The following is an 18,044-nucleotide window of genomic DNA, read 5'->3' on the forward strand; positions in this document are numbered from 1 at the left end:
TTCAGGACGGGTGATCCGGGAGGATCAGCGTTCTGGTCCAGCGGGCCGGAGGTCCGGCGCGGTGGATCAGAAGTCCATGTCACCGCCCGGCATGCCGCCCGGAGCGGCCGCGGCGGCCTTCTCCGGCTTGTCGGCGATGACGGCCTCGGTGGTGAGGAAGAGCGCCGCGATGGAGGCGGCGTTCTGCAGCGCGGAGCGGGTGACCTTGGCCGGGTCGATGATGCCCTCGGCGACCATGTCGACGTACTCGCCGGTGGCGGCGTTCAGACCGTGGCCGACGGCCAGGTTGCGCACCTTCTCCACCACGACGCCGCCCTCAAGGCCGGCGTTGACCGAGATCTGCTTCAGCGGGGCCTCCAGGGCCAGCTTCACAGCCGCGGCACCGGTGGCCTCGTCACCGTCGAGCTCGATCTTCTCGAAGACCGAGGAGGCCTGCAGCAGGGCCACGCCACCGCCGGCGACGATGCCCTCCTCGACGGCCGCCTTCGCGTTGCGAACGGCGTCCTCGATGCGGTGCTTGCGCTCCTTGAGCTCGACCTCGGTGGCGGCACCGGCCTTGATGACGGCCACGCCGCCGGCCAGCTTCGCCAGACGCTCCTGGAGCTTCTCGCGGTCGTAGTCCGAGTCGCTGTTCTCGATCTCGGCGCGGATCTGGTTGACCCGGCCCTGGACCTGCTCGCTGTCACCGGCACCGTCGACGATGGTGGTCTCGTCCTTGGTGATGACGACCTTGCGGGCGCGGCCGAGCAGGTCGAGACCGGCGTTCTCGAGCTTGAGGCCGACCTCCTCGGAGATGACGGTGCCACCGGTGAGGATGGCGATGTCGCCGAGCATGGCCTTGCGGCGGTCACCGAAGCCCGGGGCCTTGACGGCGACGGACTTGAAGGTGCCACGGATCTTGTTGACGACCAGGGTCGACAGGGCCTCGCCCTCGACGTCCTCGGCGATGATCAGCAGCGGCTTGCCGGACTGCATGACCTTCTCCAGGAGCGGCAGCAGGTCCTTCACGTTGCCGATCTTGGAGTTGACGATGAGGATGTACGGGTCGTCGAGCGACGCCTCCATACGCTCCATGTCGGTGGCGAAGTACGCCGAGATGTAGCCCTTGTCGAAGCGCATACCCTCGGTGAGCTCCAGCTCCAGACCGAAGGTCTGGGACTCCTCGACGGTGATGACGCCTTCCTTGCCGACCTTGTCCATGGCCTCGGCGATGAGCTCGCCGATCTGGGTGTCGGCGGCGGAGATGGAGGCGGTGGAGGCGATCTGCTCCTTGGTCTCCACGTCCTTCGCCTGCTCCAGCAGGGCGGCGGAGACGGCCTCGACGGCCTTCTCGATGCCGCGCTTCAGGGCCATCGGGTTGGCGCCGGCGGCGACGTTGCGCAGGCCCTCGCGGACCAGGGCCTGGGCCAGGACGGTCGCGGTCGTCGTGCCGTCACCGGCGACGTCGTCCGTCTTCTTCGCGACCTCCTTGACCAGCTCGGCGCCGATCTTCTCGTACGGGTCCTCGAGCTCGATCTCCTTGGCGATGGACACACCATCGTTGGTGATCGTGGGGGCGCCCCACTTCTTCTCGAGGACGACGTTGCGGCCCTTGGGGCCGAGGGTGACCTTGACGGCGTCGGCGAGCTGGTTCATCCCGCGCTCGAGACCGCGCCGTGCCTCCTCGTCGAACGCGATGATCTTGGCCATGTGAAGTGGTCCTCCCGGACTGGGGTGGATTGCTCCGGACCGCGCTGGCGCCCGCGACGGACGACCTGCAGACCTGCTGTGGTTCCTTGCCCCACCCGGCCTGCGGGCCTCACCGACCCGGTCCTTCATTGTCACTCTCACTCGGAGAGTGCTAACGCCAATGATTAGCACTCGGGGCAGTCGAGTGCAAGCCGCCCGATAGGGCGTCGTTGGGGGGTGGTGGTCGGGCGACGGGTGGGCGCAAGCCGTTCAGAGCGTGGCCACCCATCGAGGGGGGCGGCCGGGAGGCCCGTCCGTCGTTCGAGGTGCAAGCAGAAGGCCCGTACCCCTTCAGGGGTACGGGCCTTCACAACGCAGCAGTCGGTCGGCGCCTCAGCCGGCCACCCGGACCATGTCCGCCTGCGGCCCCTTCTGGCCCTGCGAGATCTCGAACTCGACCCGCTGGCCCTCCTCAAGGGTGCGGTAGCCGTCCATCTGGATCGCGCTGTAGTGGACGAATACATCCGCACCACCGTCGACCGCGATGAAGCCGTACCCCTTCTCCGCGTTGAACCACTTGACGGTGCCCTGAGCCATGCCTAACTCCCCTATTACTGGCCCTTGCGCAGGACCGCACTCCGCGGACCCGGGTCAGACCTCACCCCGCGAAAGGCCCGTGGGGTGTGCGCCGGAACGCGTCGACCGCCGCTGAATGTATCTGGACCGATGCCCAGCGCAACAGGTCAATCGGACGAGAATTCTGGCGCCGGAGAATCGGCTATATGCGGCGAAATCGCGATTCTCCCGGGCGAGTCGGGCCGGGCATAGACGTGCCTAACCGACAAATGCCGCACACACTTTGAGCACAACTCAGCACGGTTTCTTATGCGCTCGGCATACCCCGGGACATATACAGCGAGGAGATCGCCACAATGCTATCCCCTTTCACGAAACGGAATTGCCCCGTCCGATTTCGATGGACGGGGCAATTCCGGTCAAGCGGGGGAAGAGATGGCGCAAATCCGCGCCCGTTCGATCAACGTCCGGATGACGCCGCGCGTCAGGGGGACGCGCGACGTAAGACCGAACGGAAGGTCAGCAGCCGCCCACCCGTCGCCCGACCACCGCCCCGGCAGGACGGGGCTACGCCCCGGCACCCCCTGCCACCGCGGGAATGATCGAGACGCCCGCGCCCTCCGGCGTCGGCGTCTCAAGGCCCTGCTCGAAGCGGACGTCGTCATCGTTGACGTAGACGTTCACGAAGCGCCGCAGCTTGCCGGCGTCGTCGAGCACCCGGGCCGCGATGCCCTGGTGGTTCTTCTCCAGGTCGGCGATCACCTCGGAGAGGGTCGTACCCTCGGCGGTGACCTCGGCCTCGCCGCCGGTGTACGTGCGGAGGATGGTGGGGATGCGGACCTTGACGCTCATGGTTCTGCCTTCCGGACAGGGATTACGGAGTACGGGTGCGAAGGGCGGCGCGGGCTCAGCCGGCCAGGCCGGCCGCGCGGAACGCATCCAGGTTCGGACGGATCGTGGCCGTGGGCCCGGTGGTCGGCGCGACCGCGTCCAGTGTCTTCAGACCGTCACCCGTGTTGAGGACAACGGTGGTCAGCGCCGGGTCGAGCAGACCCTCCTCGATGAGCTTCTTGGTCACGCCGACGGTCACGCCGCCCGCGGTCTCCGCGAAGATGCCCTCCGTACGCGCCAGCAGCTTGATCGCGTCCACGACCTGCTCGTCGTTGACGTCCTCCACCGCACCGCCCGTCCGGCGCGCGATGTCCAGCACGTACGGGCCGTCCGCCGGGTTGCCGATCGCCAGCGACTTGGCGATGGTGTTCGGCTTCTGCGGGCGCACGACGTCGTGCCCGGCCTTGAAGGCCGTCGACACCGGCGAGCAGCCCTCCGCCTGGGCGCCGAAGATCTTGTACGGCCTGTCCTCGACCAGTCCGAGGGCGATCAGCTCCTTGAGACCCTTGTCGATCTTCGTCAGCTGGGAGCCGGACGCGATCGGGATGACGATCTGGTCCGGCAGCCGCCAGCCGAGCTGCTCGCAGATCTCGTACGCCAGCGTCTTGGAGCCCTCGCCGTAGTACGGCCGCAGGTTGACGTTGACGAAGCCCCAGCCCTCGCCGAGCGGGTCGCCGATGAGCTCCGAGCAGAAGCGGTTGACGTCGTCGTAATTGCCCTCGATGCCGACCAGGTCACCGCCGTAGACCGCGGCCATGACGACCTTGCCGGCCTCCAGGTCGTGCGGGATGAAGACGCAGGACTTGAAGCCCGCGCGGCGCGCCGCGGCGCCGACCGCACCGGCGAGGTTGCCGGTCGAGGAGCAGGACAGGGTCGTGAAGCCGAAGGCGCGGGCGGCCTCGACGGCGATCGCGACGACCCGGTCCTTGAAGGAGTGGGTCGGGTTGCCGGAGTCGTCCTTGACGTACAGGCCGCCGGTGACGCCGAGCTCGGCGGCGAGCCGGTCGGCCTTGACGAGCTTGGTGAAGCCGGGGTTGAGGTTCGGCTTCTCGGCCACGTCGACGGGGACCGGGAGCAGCGGGGCGTAGCGCCAGATGTTGTCCGGGCCGGCCTCGATCTGCTTCCTCAGGGCCTCAGGGTCGCCGCTCGGCAGGTCGTAGGCGACTTCGAGCGGCCCGAAACAGCTGGCACAGGCGAAGATCGGACCGAGCTCGAAGCGCTCACCGCACTCCCGGCAGGACAGCGCGACGGCGGGGCCCAGAGCGACGGGGGTGGCGTTCGTGGCGGTTTCGGTGGTTTGCACAGCCATGGAGGCGAGGCCCTTTCTCCTCATCTTCCTCGCGGCGCATCTCGCCACGAGACGGATTTGGCACCTTCCCTAGCCGGGAGCCTCGCGCGCTGCACGCGGAGACCGACTGGAGGGTTGCCGGGGCTTCAACGGGCCGTATCCCTCTGCCCCTCTGGATGAGCGGTATGGCGCTGGGCCGAAACCCAGGCGTTTGTCGCGTGGCGACCCCGACATGCGAGGGTCATCCGCGTTGTTCAAGACTGTAACCGAAGGCACTGACAGTTGAGATAGTCGTCCGAACCGCGAGATGGATCACACGATGGATCACATACCGACCGCTGCACCGGCGGCCACCGAGGAGTCGTAGACGTGCTGGAAGAGGTGGAGCGCTGGCTGCGCAGCCGCTCCTGGTCGGCTGCCGATCGCCCATTGGAGCAGCTGCTGGCGGCCAAGCGCCAGACGGGCCGGACGGTCAGTGTCGTGCTGCCCGCGCTGGACGAGGAGGCCACGGTCGGCGCGATCGTGGCGACGATCCGTGCCGAGCTGATGACCGGCGCCGTCCCGCTGGTCGACGAGCTGGTGGTGCTGGATTCCGGTTCCACCGACCGGACGGCCGAGGTCGCGGCGGCGGCCGGCGCCAAGGTCGTCCACCGTGACGCGGTGCTGCCGCGGATCCCCGCCGTCCCCGGCAAGGGCGAGGTGCTGTGGCGCTCGCTCCTCGCGACCACCGGCGACATCATCTGCTTCGTCGACGCCGACCTGCGCGAGTTCTCCGCGACCTTCGTCTCCGGCATCGTCGGCCCGCTGCTGACCGATCCGGACCTGCAGTTCGTCAAGGCGATGTACGACCGCCCGCTGGAGACCGGGGGCGAGGGCGCGGGGCCGGGCCAGGGCGGCCGGGTCACCGAACTCGTCGCCCGTCCGCTGCTCAACCTCCACTGGCCGCAGCTGGCCGGTTTCGTCCAGCCGCTGGGCGGCGAGTACGCGGCCCGCCGGGCCCTGCTGGAGCGGCTGCCCTTCCCGGTCGGCTACGGCGTCGAGCTGGGTCTGCTCGTCGACGCGCTGCACACCGTCGGCCTAGACGCCCTCGCCCAGGTGGACGTCGGCGTACGCAGGCACCGCCATCAGGACGGCCAGGCCCTCGGCCGGATGGCCGCCGCGATCTACCGCACCGCCCAACTCCGGCTGGCCCGCGGCCACTTGGTGCGGCCCCGGCTCACCCAGTTCGACCGCGGCGAGGCGGGTTTCGTGCCCCGCACCACGGACGTGGACACCGAGGAACGGCCGCCCATGGCCGACATCCCGGAATACGCGGCCAGGCGGGCGGCCTGACCCGCGTCGCACGTTTGCACGGATCTGTCACTGGTTAATCTCGCGACATGGTCTCCGAGCGCAGTGTGGTGAACGCAGGTGCCGAGGTTCTCGTCGCGTCCAATCGCGGACCGGTCTCGTACGCCCTGGGCGAGGACGGGGCGCTGACCGCGAAGCGGGGCGGGGGCGGGCTGGTGTCGGGGCTGTCGGCGATCGGTCCCGAGACTGACGCGGTGTGGGTGTGTGCCGCGCTCGGCGACGGCGACCGGGAGGCCGCGCGGCGGACCGGGGGCGGGCTGGACCCGGCCGACACCGGTGGACAGCGCGTCCGCATGCTGGACATCCCGGCCCATGTGCACGCCGACGCCTACAACGGCATCGCCAATTCGGTGCTGTGGTTCGTCCACCACATGCTCTACCAGACGCCGCTGGAGCCGGTCTTCGACGCGGAGTTCCGGCGGCAGTGGGGGGCGTACGAGGCGTACAACCACGCCTTCGCGCAGGCACTCGCCGACGAGGCGGGCCGGGACGCGGCGGTACTGGTGCAGGACTACCACCTGGCGCTGGTGCCGGGGATGCTGCGGGCGCTGCGGCCGGACCTGAAGATCGCGCACTTCTCGCACACCCCCTGGGCGCCGCCGGAGTACTTCCGGATGCTGCCGGACGGGATCGCCGAGCAGCTGCTGCGCGGGATGACGGGCGCCGACCAGCTGGGGTTCCTGACGCACCGCTGGGCGGACGCGTTCAGTGCGTGCTGCGCCGAGGTGCTGGGCGGCACCGGCGGCACCCGGCTCGGGGTGTACGGGCTGGGGGCGGACGCCGGGTTCCTGCGGGAGCGGTCGCGGCGGGCGGACGTGGACGAGCGGCTGGCGGCGCTGCGCGAGCAGATCGGCACCGGCCCGGACGGGGCGGCGCGCCGGAGCATCGTGCGGGTGGACCGCACGGAGCTGTCGAAGAACATCGTGCGCGGGCTGCTGGCGTACCGGGAGCTGCTGGTGGACCGGCCGGAGTGGCGGGAGCGGGTGGTGCACGTGGCCTTCGCGTACCCGTCGCGGCAGGACCTGGCGGTGTACCGGGAGTACACCGCGGAGGTGGGGCGGCTGGCCGAGGAGATCAACGCCGAGTTCGGCACGGCGGACTGGCGGCCGGTGGTGCTGCACGTGAAGGACGACTTCGCGCGGTCGCTGGCGGCGTACCGGCTGGCGGACGTGGCGCTGGTCAATCCGATCCGGGACGGGATGAACCTGGTCGCGAAGGAGATCCCGGTGGTGTCCGAGGAGGGCTGCGCGCTGGTGCTGTCGCGGGAGGCCGGCGCCCACGAGGAGTTGGGGGCCGCGGCGCTGACGGTCAATCCGTACGACGTGGGCGGTACGGCGCGGGCGCTGCACGAGGCGCTGTCGATGAAGGCCGGGGAGCGGGCGGAGCGCACCGAGCGGCTGGCCGCGGCGGCCACCGCGCTGCCGCCGGCCCGGTGGTTCCTGGACCAGTTGCAGTCGTTGCGGGAGGGGTGATCCGGGCGGCGCTGGGCGCGGCGGGGAGCGGGATCGGGCGCAGCGGGAGGCGGGGCCGGGCGCAGTGGGGAAGCGGGGCCGGGCGCAGTGGAGAAGCGAGCCGGGCGCAGTGGGGAAGCGGGGCCGGGCGCAGCGGGAAGGTGGGGCAGGGAAGCCGGGGCGCGGGCTGTTCCGGGCCGCGGTGGGGTAGTTCTTTCTCCATGCCGAACTCCGCGCGTGCCCTGCCGTCTTCCGTCCGTACGTCCACGATGGCGGCCGTCGCCGTGCTGGCCCTCGCGGCCGGCGGGTGTTCGTCCGCCCGGACCCATCCCGACGCCAAGGAGGGTTCGGGCAGTTCGGGGGCGTCGTCCCCCGCCTCGCCCTCGGGGGCGATAGCCGTGGGGCCGGGCCCCCAGGGTGCGTACACCGTGCAGCGGCAGCCCGCCCCCGGTACCTGCCACGTCCGCCACACCGCCGGCAAGCAGCCGCTGCCGGACCCGAGGTGCACGCCGGGCGCGACGAACCCCAAGGTGACCGCGGCGACCCTCAGTTCGACAATCTGCCGGAGCGGCTACACCAAGGACATCCGGCCCCCGGTGAACATCACCGGCCGGGAGAAGCAGGCCAACGCCGCGTCGTACGGCTACACCGGCCCGTTGCACGACGCCGAGTACGACCACCTCATCAGCCTCCAGCTGGGCGGCGATCCCAACGATCCGCGCAACCTCTGGGTCGAGCCGCCGTCACCCGGGCACCGGCCGGGCGCCGGCCCCAACAACCCCAAGGACGTGGTGGAGAACCGCCTCAAGGCCGCGATCTGCGCGGGCAAGGCCGACCTGACGAAGGCCCAGCAGGCCATCGCCCGGGACTGGACGACGGCGGAGGCGGTGCTGGGGCTGGGGAAGTAGGGGGTGGGGGGTGGGGCCGGGAAGTTAGGCGGGGGCCTACCCAGGGGCCCTAGGGGACGGTCGAACAGATCCCTTAGGGGACGCGAGGCCCCCTGCGGGGCCACAACGAAGCGGTGGGGCGGGGTATTCCCGACGGAGCGGGACACGGCGAGCCGCACCCCGCCGCTTCCGGTGGTCGGTCGGTGGCCAGTCGGTGGCGAACCGGCCGGTGGCCAGTCGGTGGTGAGCGGGCCACTGGTCGGTCGGTGGCCAGTCGGTGGTGAACCGGCCGGTGGCCAGTCGGTGGTGAGCGGGCCGGTGGTCAGGCGGTGGTGAACCGGCCGGTGGTCAGGCGGTGGTGAGCCGGCCGGTGGTGAGTCGGTGATCAGTCGGTGGTGAGGCGGTTCGCCAGCGCGCCCAGCAAGTCCACGACGCCGGTCGGGCCGGCGACGACCAGGTCGGCGCGGTCGGCGAGTTCGGTGACCTCGTTGCTGCCGCTGCAGACCAGGAGGCCGGTCAGGCCCTCGGAACGGAGTTTTTCGACGGCGGCGAAGGCGGCCAGGTCGCCGAGGTCGTCGCCGGCGTAGAGGACCGTCGAGGCGCCGGTTTCGCGGATCCAGTCGGCGAGCGCGACGCCCTTGTCCATCCCGGGCGGACGGAGTTCGAGGACCAGACGTCCCGGTTCGACGATCAGGCCGTGGCGTTCGGCCAGCGCGGTGAGCGGTGCGCGCAGCCGCTCGAAGGCGCCCTGGGGGTCTTCGGCGCGGCGGGTGTGGATGGCGATGGCCCGGCCGCCCTTGCGCTCGATGGCGGTCTCGACCCAGGTGCCGTGCCAGACGCCGGAGGTGTCCAGGACGCCGGGGAGTTCGGCCTGTATGGCGGCGATGCCGGGGTGCGGCGGCGGGGCGTGCACGGTGCCGGTGGACGCCTCCCAGCGCTCGGCGCCGTAGTGGCCGAGGACGGTGAGGTGGTCCAGTCCGGGGACGGCGGCGAAGCCGCCGAGGCGGACCGCGACGGTGGCCGGGCGGCCGGTGATCACCGCGACGGCGCGCAGCCGCGGTACGAGGCGCCCGAGGGCGGCGACCGCGCCGTCGTGGGCGCGGGCCTTTTCCGGGTCGGGGACGATGTCGGCGAGGGTGCCGTCGAAGTCGAGGGCGACGACGGCGCGTTCCGGGTGGGCCAGCAGCGCGGCGAGGCCGTCGCGGCCGGCGGGGGTGACGGGAGTCGGCACGTTCGGGGGGCTGCCCATGCCGCCGACCCTACCGGCGGTGGGCGGGCGCACGGCCGGTGCACGGGCGCATCGGGCCGACGGGTCGCGGACCGTCCCCGCCGCGCCGAGCTCATGGCTGCCGCGGCAGGCACGTGCGTGCCGCGCCAAGCCCGTCCCCGCCGCGCCGAACTCATGCCTGCCGCGCCAACTGCGTGCGTGCGCGGCAGGCACGTGCGTGCCGCGCCAAGCCCGTCCCCGCCGCGCCGAACTCATGCCCGCCGCACCAACCGCGCGCGCCGCGCCAGGCTCGTCCCTGCCGGCCGAGCTCATGTCTGCCGCACCAACCGCGTGCGTGCGCGGCAGGCACGTGCGTGCCGCGCCAAGCACGCCCCCACCGCGCCGAGCTCATGCCGGCCGCGGCAGGCACGTGCCTGCCGCGCCAGGCCCGTCCGGTCAGCGGCGGGCGCGGCGCGCCTCGCGTATCCGGCGCAGGCGGTTGATGGTGACGGGGTCGTGGGCGAGCGCGCGGGGGTCGTCCAGCAGGGCGTTGAGGAGCTGGTAGTAGCGGGTCGGGGAGAGGCCGAGGCGTTCGCGGATGGCCCGTTCCTTGGGGCCGGGGCCGGGCCAGGAGCGGCGCTCGACGGCGAGCACCGCCTCGTCCCGGGCGGACAGCCCGGAGCCGCCCGCGCCGCCGGTGGCCTGCGGGTCGTCCGTACTGCCGGTGCCGCTCGTCATCACGTTCCCACGATAAGCGCACGGTCGGACGGGGCGGGGGCCGGGCGGGTGGCCCGGTCCCCCGCGCGCGGGCTCACTCGCCGCTGTTGTCCTCGGTGTCCGCGGTGTTCTGGATGTCGGTGAGCACACCGGCCGGGTTGCCGTTCGGGCCGACCGCGGCGCCCATCCTGGCCTTGATGGTCTTGGAGACCAGCGGCCAGGACGTCTTGTCCGCCGGGTAGAACTGGGCGCCGGCCAGCTGCTTGAGGAAGCTGTGCAGCTTGGCGTAGTGGTCGTCGGCCATCATCGCCTCGGAGGCGGAGGTGGTGACGGGCAGCAGGCCGTACTCGCCGGAGAACTTCTCGACGTTCTTGTCGCTGTAGACGAAGTCGAGGAACTTGCCGGCCTCGGCGCGGTGGCCGTTCTGCTTGAACGCCATCATCCAGTCGGCGACGCCCATGGTGGTCTTGGCCGGGCCCTTGACGCCGGGCAGGTCGACGGTGCCGTAGTCGATGCCCTTGGCCTCGGCCTGCTTCATGAGGGTGGGGTGGCCGTTGAGCATGCCGACGTCGCCGGCGGCGAAGCCGGCGAAGGCGTCCTCGCGGTTGAGCTTGGCGGGGTCGCTGCCGGTCAGGTCCTTGCCGACGAGGTCGTTCTTGAGCCAGTTGAAGGTCTTGATGTTCTCGGGCGAATTGATCTGGTACTTGCCGATGCTGTCGGTGTAGCCGCCGCCGCCGCTGAGCATCCACATCAGCGTTTCGGCCTGGGTCTCCTCGGGGCCGAGCGGCAGTGCGTAGGGCATCTTGACGCCGTGTGCCTTCAGCAGGGCGGCGTCGTGGGCGATGTCGTCCCAGGTCTGCGGCGGGCTGGTGATGCCGGCCTGGCTGAACAGCTTCTTGTTGTAGAAGAGCCGCCGGGTGCTGGCGCCGAAGGGCAGGCCGTACTGGACGCGGTGGTATTCGCCGGTCTCCGCGAGGGCGGGGGTGAAATCGGCCTGCACCGGTATGGAGAGCAGCTGGTCGGCGCTGTAGAGCTTGCCCTTGGCCGCGTAGTCGGCGTACGCGCCTATCTGTGCGAGGTCGGGGGCCTTGCCCGCCTTGACCAGGTCCTCGACGTGCTTGTCGACGTTCGTCCAGCTGTCGACCTCGACGTCGATCTTGATGCCGGGATTCTTCTTCTCGAAGGCGCGGGCGAGCTGGTCCCAGTAGTGCTGGGAGCTGTTGGCCTCGCTGTCACCGTAGTCCGCGGCGATCAGCTTGAGGGTGACGTCGCCGTCCCCCGATCCGCCGCCGCAGCCGGTGAGTGTCAGTGTCATGGTGGTGGCCGTTGCTGCCGCCGCCAGGCTCAAGTACCGCCGCTGCACCCGCTGTTACCGCCCTTTTCCTGTCCCGAAATTCCGTGCTTGCCGGGTTCCTCGACACCGTCTCGGGGATCGCCCTCGCCCGGCGTGAACAGCGAGTTTCCACCCGCGTCCGATACAAGGTCTACACCACAGGTGGTTGCTCTTCGGTATCGGGCTCCCCACACTTCCTTCACCCGGACCGCACCGGTGAGTGGACTAGACCTTTCGGGGCGCATCGCGCGAAACTGTTCCCGTGAGACATGTCATCGCCCTGGATGTGGGCGGCACCGGGATGAAGGCCGCCCTCGTAGGGGCGGATCCCGAACCGTCCGGGAAGACACCGCCCGCCCTGCTCTACGAGGCGCGGCGGCCCACCGGCCGCGAACGCGGCCCCGACGCGGTGGTCGAGACGATCCTCGGCTTCGCCGCCGAGCTCCGCGACCTCGGCATCGCCCGCTTCGGCACTCCCGCCGAGGCCGCCGGCGTCGCGGTCCCCGGCATCGTCGACGAGACCTCGGGCACCGCCGTCTACGCCGCGAACCTCGGCTGGCGGGACGTCCCGCTGCGGGCGCTGCTCTCCGAGCGGCTCGGCGGGATCCCGGTCGCGCTCGGCCACGACGTGCGCACCGGCGGCCTGGCCGAGGGCCGGATCGGCGCCGGCCGGGACGCCGGCCGCTTCCTGTTCGTCCCGCTGGGCACCGGCATCGCCGGTGCCATCGGCATCGCCGGCCGCATCGAGGCCGGGGCGCACGGCAGCGCCGGCGAGATCGGCCACATCGTCGTACGGCCCGGGGGTCGGGCCTGCGGCTGCGGGCAGCGGGGCTGTCTGGAGACGCTGGCCTCGGCCGCCGCGGTGGGCCGGGACTGGGCGGCGGCCTGCGGCGACCCCGGGGCCGGCGCGGCGGACGCGGCCAAGGCCGTGGCGTCCGGCGACGAACGGGCCCGGGCGGTGTGGCGGGACGCGGTGGACGCGCTGGCCGACGGCCTGGTCACCGGGCTGACCCTGCTCGACCCGGAGATGCTGATCATCGGCGGCGGACTGGCCGAGGCGGGCGACACGCTGTTCACGCCTCTGCGGGAAGCGGTCCGGCGGCGCGTTACGTTCCAGCGGCTCCCCTCGATCGTTCCGGCGGCCCTCGGGGACGCCGCCGGGTGCCTGGGCGCGGGACTCCTCGCCCGGGATCTTCTCTCCACGGAGGTAACCGCCTGATGGCACAGCAACTGTCCGTGCAGCCCGCCGCGGGTCCCCGGCGCACCGTCCTGACCGGCGCCCGGATCGCCCGCCCGTCCGGCGTCGTCGAGCGCGGCCGGATCATCGTCGAGGGCGGCCGGATCACCGCGGTCCACAGCCGCGACGCCGACCTGACCGAGGACCGCGGCGCCGACGCCGTGGACCTGACCGGCCACCTGGTCGTGCCCGGCTTCGTCGACATGCACGTGCACGGCGGGGGCGGCGGCTCGTTCTCGTCCGCCGACCCCGGCGAGTGCATGACGGTCGTCGAGACCCACCGCCGGCACGGCACCACCTCGATGGTCGCCTCCACGGTCACCGGCGAGCTGTCCGAACTCGCCCGGCAGGCCGCGGTGCTGGCCGAACTGGTCCAGCAGGGCGAGCTGGCCGGGATCCACTTCGAGGGTCCGTTCATCTCCCCGCAGCGCTGCGGCGCCCACCAGCCGGGACTGCTGCGCGACCCGGACCCGTCCGACGTCCGCAAGCTCCTCGACGCGGCCCACGGCACCGCCGCGATGATGACCGTCGCCCCCGAACTGCCCGGCGGCCTGGCCTCCGTGCGGCTGCTCTCCGACGCCGGGGTGATCGCCGCCGTCGGCCACACCGACTCGTCCTACGAGGCGGCCCGGCAGGCCATCGACGCGGGCGCCACCGTCGCCACCCACCTCTTCAACGCGATGCCGCCGCTCGGCCACCGGGCGCCGGGGCCGGTCGCCGCGCTCCTGGAGGACGAGCGGATCACCGTCGAGCTGATCAACGACGGCACCCATCTGCATCCCGCGATGCTCCAGTTGGCCGTGCGTGAGGCGGGCGGCGGCCGGGTCGCGTTCATCACGGACGCCATGGGCGCGGCCGGCATGGACGACGGGAGGTATCCGCTCGGGCCCATGCAGGTCGAGGTCAGGGACGGGGTGGCCCGGATCGCCGACGGCCCCACGGCCGGCTCCATCGCGGGCTCCACACTCACCCTGGACCGGGCGTTCCAACGCGCGGTACTGGTCGACGGCCTGACGGTGGACCAGGCCGTCCAGGCGCTGTCGGCCACCCCTGCCCGCCTGCTGGGCCTCGCCGACCGCACCGGCTCCCTGGCGGCCGGCAAGGACGCCGACCTGGTGGTACTGGACGCGGCGTTCGCCCTGGTCGGGGTGATGCGCCGGGGCGAGTGGGTGGTGCGGCCGCAGAGCGCGTGAGGTGAGCTGCGGGTCTGGGCCAACCGCCACCGACGATGGCATGATCGCTCGCGCACTTGTCCGCATGCCACCGCCGTGCGCGGTTGCCCGACCCCGGCCGCCGCCCGGCCATGACTGCCCGGAGGGGCGACCATGATCCTCACGGTCACGCTGAACGCCGCCCTGGACATCACCTACCGCGTGCCCCGGCTCCGCCCGCACCGCACGCACCGGATCACCGAGGTGTCCGAACGCCCCGGCGGCAAGGGCGTGAACGTCGCCCGGGTGCTGGCCGCGCTCGGCCACCGCACGGTCGCCACCGGCTTCGCGGGCGGCGGCACCGGGGACGCGCTGCGCGCCCTGCTCGCCGAGACGGCGGTCACCGACGCCCTGGTCCCGGTCGGCGGCGCCACCCGCCGCACGGTCGCCGTCGTCGACGCGACCACCGGGGACACCACCCAGCTCAACGAGCCGGGCCCGACCGTCTCCCCCGCCGAATGGGACACCTTCCTCGGCACCTACCGCGAACTGCTGGGCGAGGCCCGGGCGGTGGCCCTGTGCGGCAGCCTGCCACCGGGCGTCCCGGTCGATGTCTACGCCCGCCTCACCCGCACCGCGCGCACCGCCGGCGTCCCCGTCCTCCTCGACACCAGCGGCGAACCGCTGCGCCGGGGTCTCGCCGCCCGTCCCGACCTCGCCAAGCCCAACGCCGACGAGCTGGCCGCCCTGACCGGCAGCACCGAGCCGCTGCGCGCCGCCCGCGACACCCGCCGCCGCGGCGCGCACGCGGTGGCCGCCTCACTGGGGCCGGACGGGATGCTGGCGGTCACCGCCGACGGCGCCTGGCAGGCCGCCCCGCCCCGGCGGTTCGCCGGCAATCCGACCGGCGCCGGCGACTCCGCGGTCGCCGGCCTGCTGTCCGGACTGGTGGAGGACCTCCCCTGGCCCGCACGCCTGGCCCGCGCGGTGGCCCTGTCCGCCGCGACGGTCCGGGCCCCGGCGGCCGGCGAGTTCGACCGGACGACGTACGAGGAGCTGCTGGAGCGCGTGGTGGTGACGGATCATCCGACGGCGGCCTGAACCGGCCCCGGCGGGTCTCAGGGCCGGGCCAGCCAGACCTGGTCGAGGTTCACGTCGCACTGGTTGCCGCTCTCGCAGGACAGCTTGACGGTGTTGGTGCCCTTGTTCAGCTGGACGTACGACCAGGTCTTGGTCCAGCCCTTGTCCCAGGCGCCCTCGGGGCCGTGGGCGAAGTTCCCCATGTTGACCGGGCGGGGGATCGCCGTGCCGTTCACGTTCAGCGTGAGGTTGGCGTCCTTGCCGGGCACGCCGTAACCGACCCAGAGCTTGTACTTGCCGGCGGTGTCCACGTCGACCGTCCATGTGGCGGAGGCGCCGGGGGTGTTCATCCCGCCGATGTACGTCCCGCCGGCCGAGCGGGCCCCGGGCACGTCCTTCGCCGTCGTCGCGCCGCCGTCCAGCCGCAGGCTGCCGGCGTCCTCCTTGGGGAGTTCGCCGGGCTTGGGCTTGGTGTGGGGCTGTTCGCTCGGCTTGACGGTGTCACCGGCCGTCGGGCCGGACTTGCCGGCGTTGGCGTTCTTGGTGTCGTCGCCGTTGTTGGTGAGCATCGCGACGCCGATGCCTATGCAGACCACCGCGACCACGGCGACCGCGCCGATCAGCAGGCCGTTGCGGCGGCGCGGCTCCGGCTCGCCGCCGTGGCCGGGCGCCGGCACGCCACGGGTGCGGTCGCCGCCGGGCAGCGTCTCCGGCGCGGCGTAGGTCGCGTTCTGCTGGCCGTAGGTGACCGGCTGCTGGGCCTGCTGGCCGTACTGGCGCTGGCCGACCGCCCGCACCTGGTTGTACGACGTGCGCGGCACCCCCGGCTGGCGGGCCGCCCCGCCGGCGCCCGGCGAGCCCGGTGCCCCGCCCTCGCCGCCTTCCGCGCGGTAGAGGTAGGCGAAGGGGTCGTCGTTCTCCGGCGTGTCCGCGCCGTTGTTGCCGGCCGTCATTCCGTGTCACTCCCAAGCGATGTGTGCGCGTGATGAACGCGTCGGTCGGTACGCGTGCGCAGACGTCTTCTGCGCGAATCTCTGGTCCGGGCCCCCGGCGGCGCCGCGCCGCATCGGCGCAGCCTACCCCCTCGCGTCCGGACCACACCGGGCCCGGCGGGCCACAAGATCGCTACGGATCGGTGAACTGCTGGTGCGGGGGCCGGCGGGCCGCGGATGTGAGATGCGCCGCGCGGCGCCCGCGTTTCCCCGCAGAGCCCGCCCGGCCCACCGCACAGCCGCGCCCGGTCCGCCGTCCGGGGTCAGCCCGCCGCCCGCCGGTTCGCCTTCGACCGGGAGCGCTTCTCGACGTACATCCGCTGGTCCGCCGACTCCAGGACCTCCTCGGCGGTCATCCCGCAGCTCGCCCAGCCGATGCCGAAGCTGGCGCCCACCCGGACCGCCCGTCCCTCCACCCGGATCGGCGGGATGATCGCGTTGCGCAGCCGCACCGCGAGGTCCTGGGCGTCGGCCGTGCCCAGACCGTCGGCGAGCACCACGAACTCGTCGCCGCCGAGCCGGGCGACCGTATCGCCGTCCCGTACGCCGCTGGTCAGCCGGCGGGCGACCTCGATCAGCACCGCGTCGCCGGTGTTGTGCCCGAAGCGGTCGTTGATCGACTTGAAGCCGTCGAGGTCGCAGAAGAGGACCGCGAGCCCCTTGGAGCCGTCGTCGGCCGGCCCGTCCGCGGGGGCGACGAGGTGGACGTGGTGGTCGAACGGGACCGGGGCCTTGCCCTCGAAGCCGTCGACGCCGTCGAAGGGCTCGTTGCCGTCCGGCCGGAAGCCGTGCGGGTCCCGCGGGTCCGCGCCGCCCGAGGAGGCGTAGGCGTCCGCCAGCGAACCGGCCGGCCGGGAGCACAGCCGGGCGCCGAGCCGGGCCCGCAGTTCGGCGCTGTTCGGCAGGCCGGTCAGCGAGTCGTGGCTGGCCCGGTGCGCGAGCTGGAGCTCGTGCCGCTTGCGCTCCTCGATGTCCTCGACGTGGGTGAGCAGGTACCGGGGGCCGTCGGCGGTGTCGGCGACGACGGAGTTGCGCAGCGAGACCCACACGTACGTGCCGTCGCGGCGGGCCAGCCGCAGCTCGGCGCGGCCGCCCTCGGCGGAGGTGCGCAGCAGGGTGCCGATGTCCTCGGGGTGGACGAGGTCGGAGAAGGAGTAGCGGCGCAGCCCGGAAGCCGTACGGCCGAGCAGCCGGCACAGCGCGTCGTTGGTCCGTAGCAGCCGCCCGTGCTGGTCCCCGCCCATTTCGGCCACGGCCATCCCGCTCGGCGCGTACTCGAAGGCCTGTCGGAAGCTTTCCTCGCTGGCGCGCAGGGCCTGCTGCTCGCGCTCCAGCCGGACCAGGGCGCGCTGCATGTTCGCCCGCAGCCGGGCGTTGCTGATCGCGATCGCGGACTGGAAGGCGTACATCTGCAGCGCTTCCTGGCCCCAGGCGCCGGGGCGGCGGCCGTTGCGCGGGCGGTCGACGGAGATCACGCCGAGCAGTTCGCCGCCGCCGTTGCCCGCGGTGTACATGGGCGCGAAGAGGCGGTCCATCGGGTGCCACTCGTCGGGGAAGCGCGGCGCCGGCCCGGCCGTGTGCCACTGCGGCACGTCGTCGTCGTCCAGCACCCAGCCCTCGGTATACGGGATGAAGCACAGGTCGCCCCACCGCTCCCCCATGGACAGCCGGCGGTCCCAGGAGGAGCGCGAGCCGACCCGGCCGGCCATCAGGGCCTCGGCGCCCGCGCTGCCGGCGACCGCGGCCACCACCAGGTCGCCGTCGGGCCGCACGAGGTTGACCGCGGACAGTTCGTAGCCGAGGCCGTTGACGGCGCCGTCGGCGACGGTCTGCAAGGTGTCCGCAAGGCTGCGTGCGGTGTTCAGTTCGGCGACCACTTGGTGCAGCTGCCGCAGGGTCGCAAGACGGACGTATGGCTCCGACTCGGTCTCCATCGCTCGCTCCCCTGAGACCTCGACAGCAGACTCCACGATTCTTGTCGTCCGATTCCACGCTCACTGAATCACAGTGAGCTCTTCACTCGGTACACAGGGTCAACAATTAGAGGCCGCTGTGACTCAAGTCACAGACGGTGAGCGAGCGTTGACCGTGTCCCACCACCCCGTCCCAGCGAACCCGCCTTCACTCTTTCTACACTTTCTGAACGCAAATTCCGAGCGTTCTGCCACCTGTATACGACCTCCGTCGCTGGACCTAGGACGCGGGTGGTCCCGGGG

15 protein-coding genes and 1 riboswitch are annotated in these 18,044 nt (G+C 72.1%); of the genes, 6 read left to right on the forward strand and 9 right to left on the reverse strand.

From position 1 onward, the window contains the following. Positions 1-66: 66 nt before the first annotated feature. From groL to thrC, 4 genes are all read right to left on the reverse strand, one after another. Positions 67-1,689, reverse strand: coding sequence for a chaperonin GroEL (groL, locus tag AB0E02_RS27390; RefSeq protein WP_030414913.1), 1,623 nt, complete (start codon positions 1,687-1,689; stop codon positions 67-69). Positions 1,690-2,061: 372 nt separating this feature from the next. Further along, positions 2,062-2,265, reverse strand: coding sequence for a cold-shock protein (locus AB0E02_RS27395; protein WP_003986833.1), 204 nt, complete (start codon positions 2,263-2,265; stop codon positions 2,062-2,064). 546 nt (positions 2,266-2,811) lie between these two features. Continuing rightward, positions 2,812-3,096, reverse strand: coding sequence for a MoaD/ThiS family protein (locus AB0E02_RS27400; protein WP_362143590.1), 285 nt, complete (start codon positions 3,094-3,096; stop codon positions 2,812-2,814). A 55-nt stretch (positions 3,097-3,151) separates the two neighbouring features. After that, entirely contained in the window at positions 3,152-4,444 is a 1,293-nt protein-coding gene (thrC, locus tag AB0E02_RS27405; RefSeq protein WP_362143593.1) for a threonine synthase, read from the reverse strand. A gap of 17 nt (positions 4,445-4,461) precedes the next feature. Next, a riboswitch (SAM riboswitch) is annotated at positions 4,462-4,606 on the reverse strand. A 186-nt stretch (positions 4,607-4,792) separates the two neighbouring features. On the opposite strand from thrC, the gene AB0E02_RS27410 reads away from it, so the two are divergent. The 3 genes from AB0E02_RS27410 to AB0E02_RS27420 all read left to right on the forward strand — a co-directional run bounded on the left by AB0E02_RS27410 (position 4,793) and on the right by AB0E02_RS27420 (position 8,132). Next, positions 4,793-5,755 (forward strand): glucosyl-3-phosphoglycerate synthase, encoded by a 963-nt coding sequence (locus tag AB0E02_RS27410; protein WP_362143596.1) that lies wholly within the window; start codon positions 4,793-4,795, stop codon positions 5,753-5,755. 47 nt (positions 5,756-5,802) lie between these two features. After that, complete coding sequence (locus AB0E02_RS27415) at positions 5,803-7,245, forward strand: trehalose-6-phosphate synthase (RefSeq protein ID WP_362143599.1); 1,443 nt, start codon at positions 5,803-5,805, stop codon at positions 7,243-7,245. Positions 7,246-7,445: 200 nt separating this feature from the next. Continuing rightward, positions 7,446-8,132 carry a hypothetical protein gene (locus tag AB0E02_RS27420; RefSeq protein ID WP_362143602.1) on the forward strand — a complete coding sequence of 229 codons (687 nt, stop codon included), beginning with the start codon at positions 7,446-7,448 and terminating at the stop codon, positions 8,130-8,132. A gap of 364 nt (positions 8,133-8,496) precedes the next feature. Here AB0E02_RS27420 and otsB read toward each other — a convergent pair whose 3' ends face one another. The 3 genes from otsB to AB0E02_RS27435 all read right to left on the reverse strand — a co-directional run bounded on the left by otsB (position 8,497) and on the right by AB0E02_RS27435 (position 11,350). Next, the gene (gene otsB / locus AB0E02_RS27425) at positions 8,497-9,360 is read right to left on the reverse strand and encodes a trehalose-phosphatase (protein ID WP_362143605.1); all 864 of its coding nucleotides are present in this window, start codon (positions 9,358-9,360) and stop codon (positions 8,497-8,499) included. 414 nt (positions 9,361-9,774) lie between these two features. After that, a complete protein-coding gene (locus AB0E02_RS27430) occupies positions 9,775-10,056 on the reverse strand; it encodes a DUF3263 domain-containing protein (protein WP_030810538.1) in 282 nt (93 codons plus the stop codon). A gap of 73 nt (positions 10,057-10,129) precedes the next feature. Next, the gene (locus AB0E02_RS27435; RefSeq protein ID WP_362143610.1) at positions 10,130-11,350 is read right to left on the reverse strand and encodes an extracellular solute-binding protein; all 1,221 of its coding nucleotides are present in this window, start codon (positions 11,348-11,350) and stop codon (positions 10,130-10,132) included. A 280-nt stretch (positions 11,351-11,630) separates the two neighbouring features. On the opposite strand from AB0E02_RS27435, the gene AB0E02_RS27440 reads away from it, so the two are divergent. The 3 genes from AB0E02_RS27440 (at position 11,631) to AB0E02_RS27450 (ending at position 14,857) form a co-directional block, all read left to right on the forward strand. Continuing rightward, the gene (locus AB0E02_RS27440) at positions 11,631-12,587 is read left to right on the forward strand and encodes an ROK family protein (protein WP_362143613.1); all 957 of its coding nucleotides are present in this window, start codon (positions 11,631-11,633) and stop codon (positions 12,585-12,587) included. Further along, on the forward strand, positions 12,587-13,798 hold the full coding sequence (gene nagA, locus AB0E02_RS27445) for an N-acetylglucosamine-6-phosphate deacetylase (protein WP_362143616.1): 1,212 nt from the start codon (positions 12,587-12,589) through the stop codon (positions 13,796-13,798). The genes AB0E02_RS27440 and nagA overlap by 1 nt, the downstream gene beginning before the upstream one ends. Positions 13,799-13,930: 132 nt before the next feature. After that, positions 13,931-14,857 (forward strand): 1-phosphofructokinase family hexose kinase, encoded by a 927-nt coding sequence (locus AB0E02_RS27450; RefSeq protein ID WP_362143619.1) that lies wholly within the window; start codon positions 13,931-13,933, stop codon positions 14,855-14,857. Positions 14,858-14,874: 17 nt separating this feature from the next. Here the strand turns inward: AB0E02_RS27450 and AB0E02_RS27455 are convergent, their stop codons facing one another. Together AB0E02_RS27455 and cdgB are read right to left on the reverse strand one after the other, a co-directional pair. Next, positions 14,875-15,789, reverse strand: a complete 915-nt coding sequence (locus AB0E02_RS27455; protein ID WP_362143621.1) for a CBM35 domain-containing protein — start codon at positions 15,787-15,789, stop codon at positions 14,875-14,877. 302 nt (positions 15,790-16,091) lie between these two features. Then, positions 16,092-17,762 carry a diguanylate cyclase CdgB gene (gene cdgB / locus AB0E02_RS27460; RefSeq protein ID WP_362143624.1) on the reverse strand — a complete coding sequence of 557 codons (1,671 nt, stop codon included), beginning with the start codon at positions 17,760-17,762 and terminating at the stop codon, positions 16,092-16,094. Between the last annotated feature and the right edge of the window lie 282 nt (positions 17,763-18,044).

Source organism: Streptomyces sp. NPDC048196, assembly GCF_040652715.1.
Classification (GTDB): Bacteria; Actinomycetota; Actinomycetes; order Streptomycetales; family Streptomycetaceae; genus Streptomyces; species Streptomyces siderophoricus.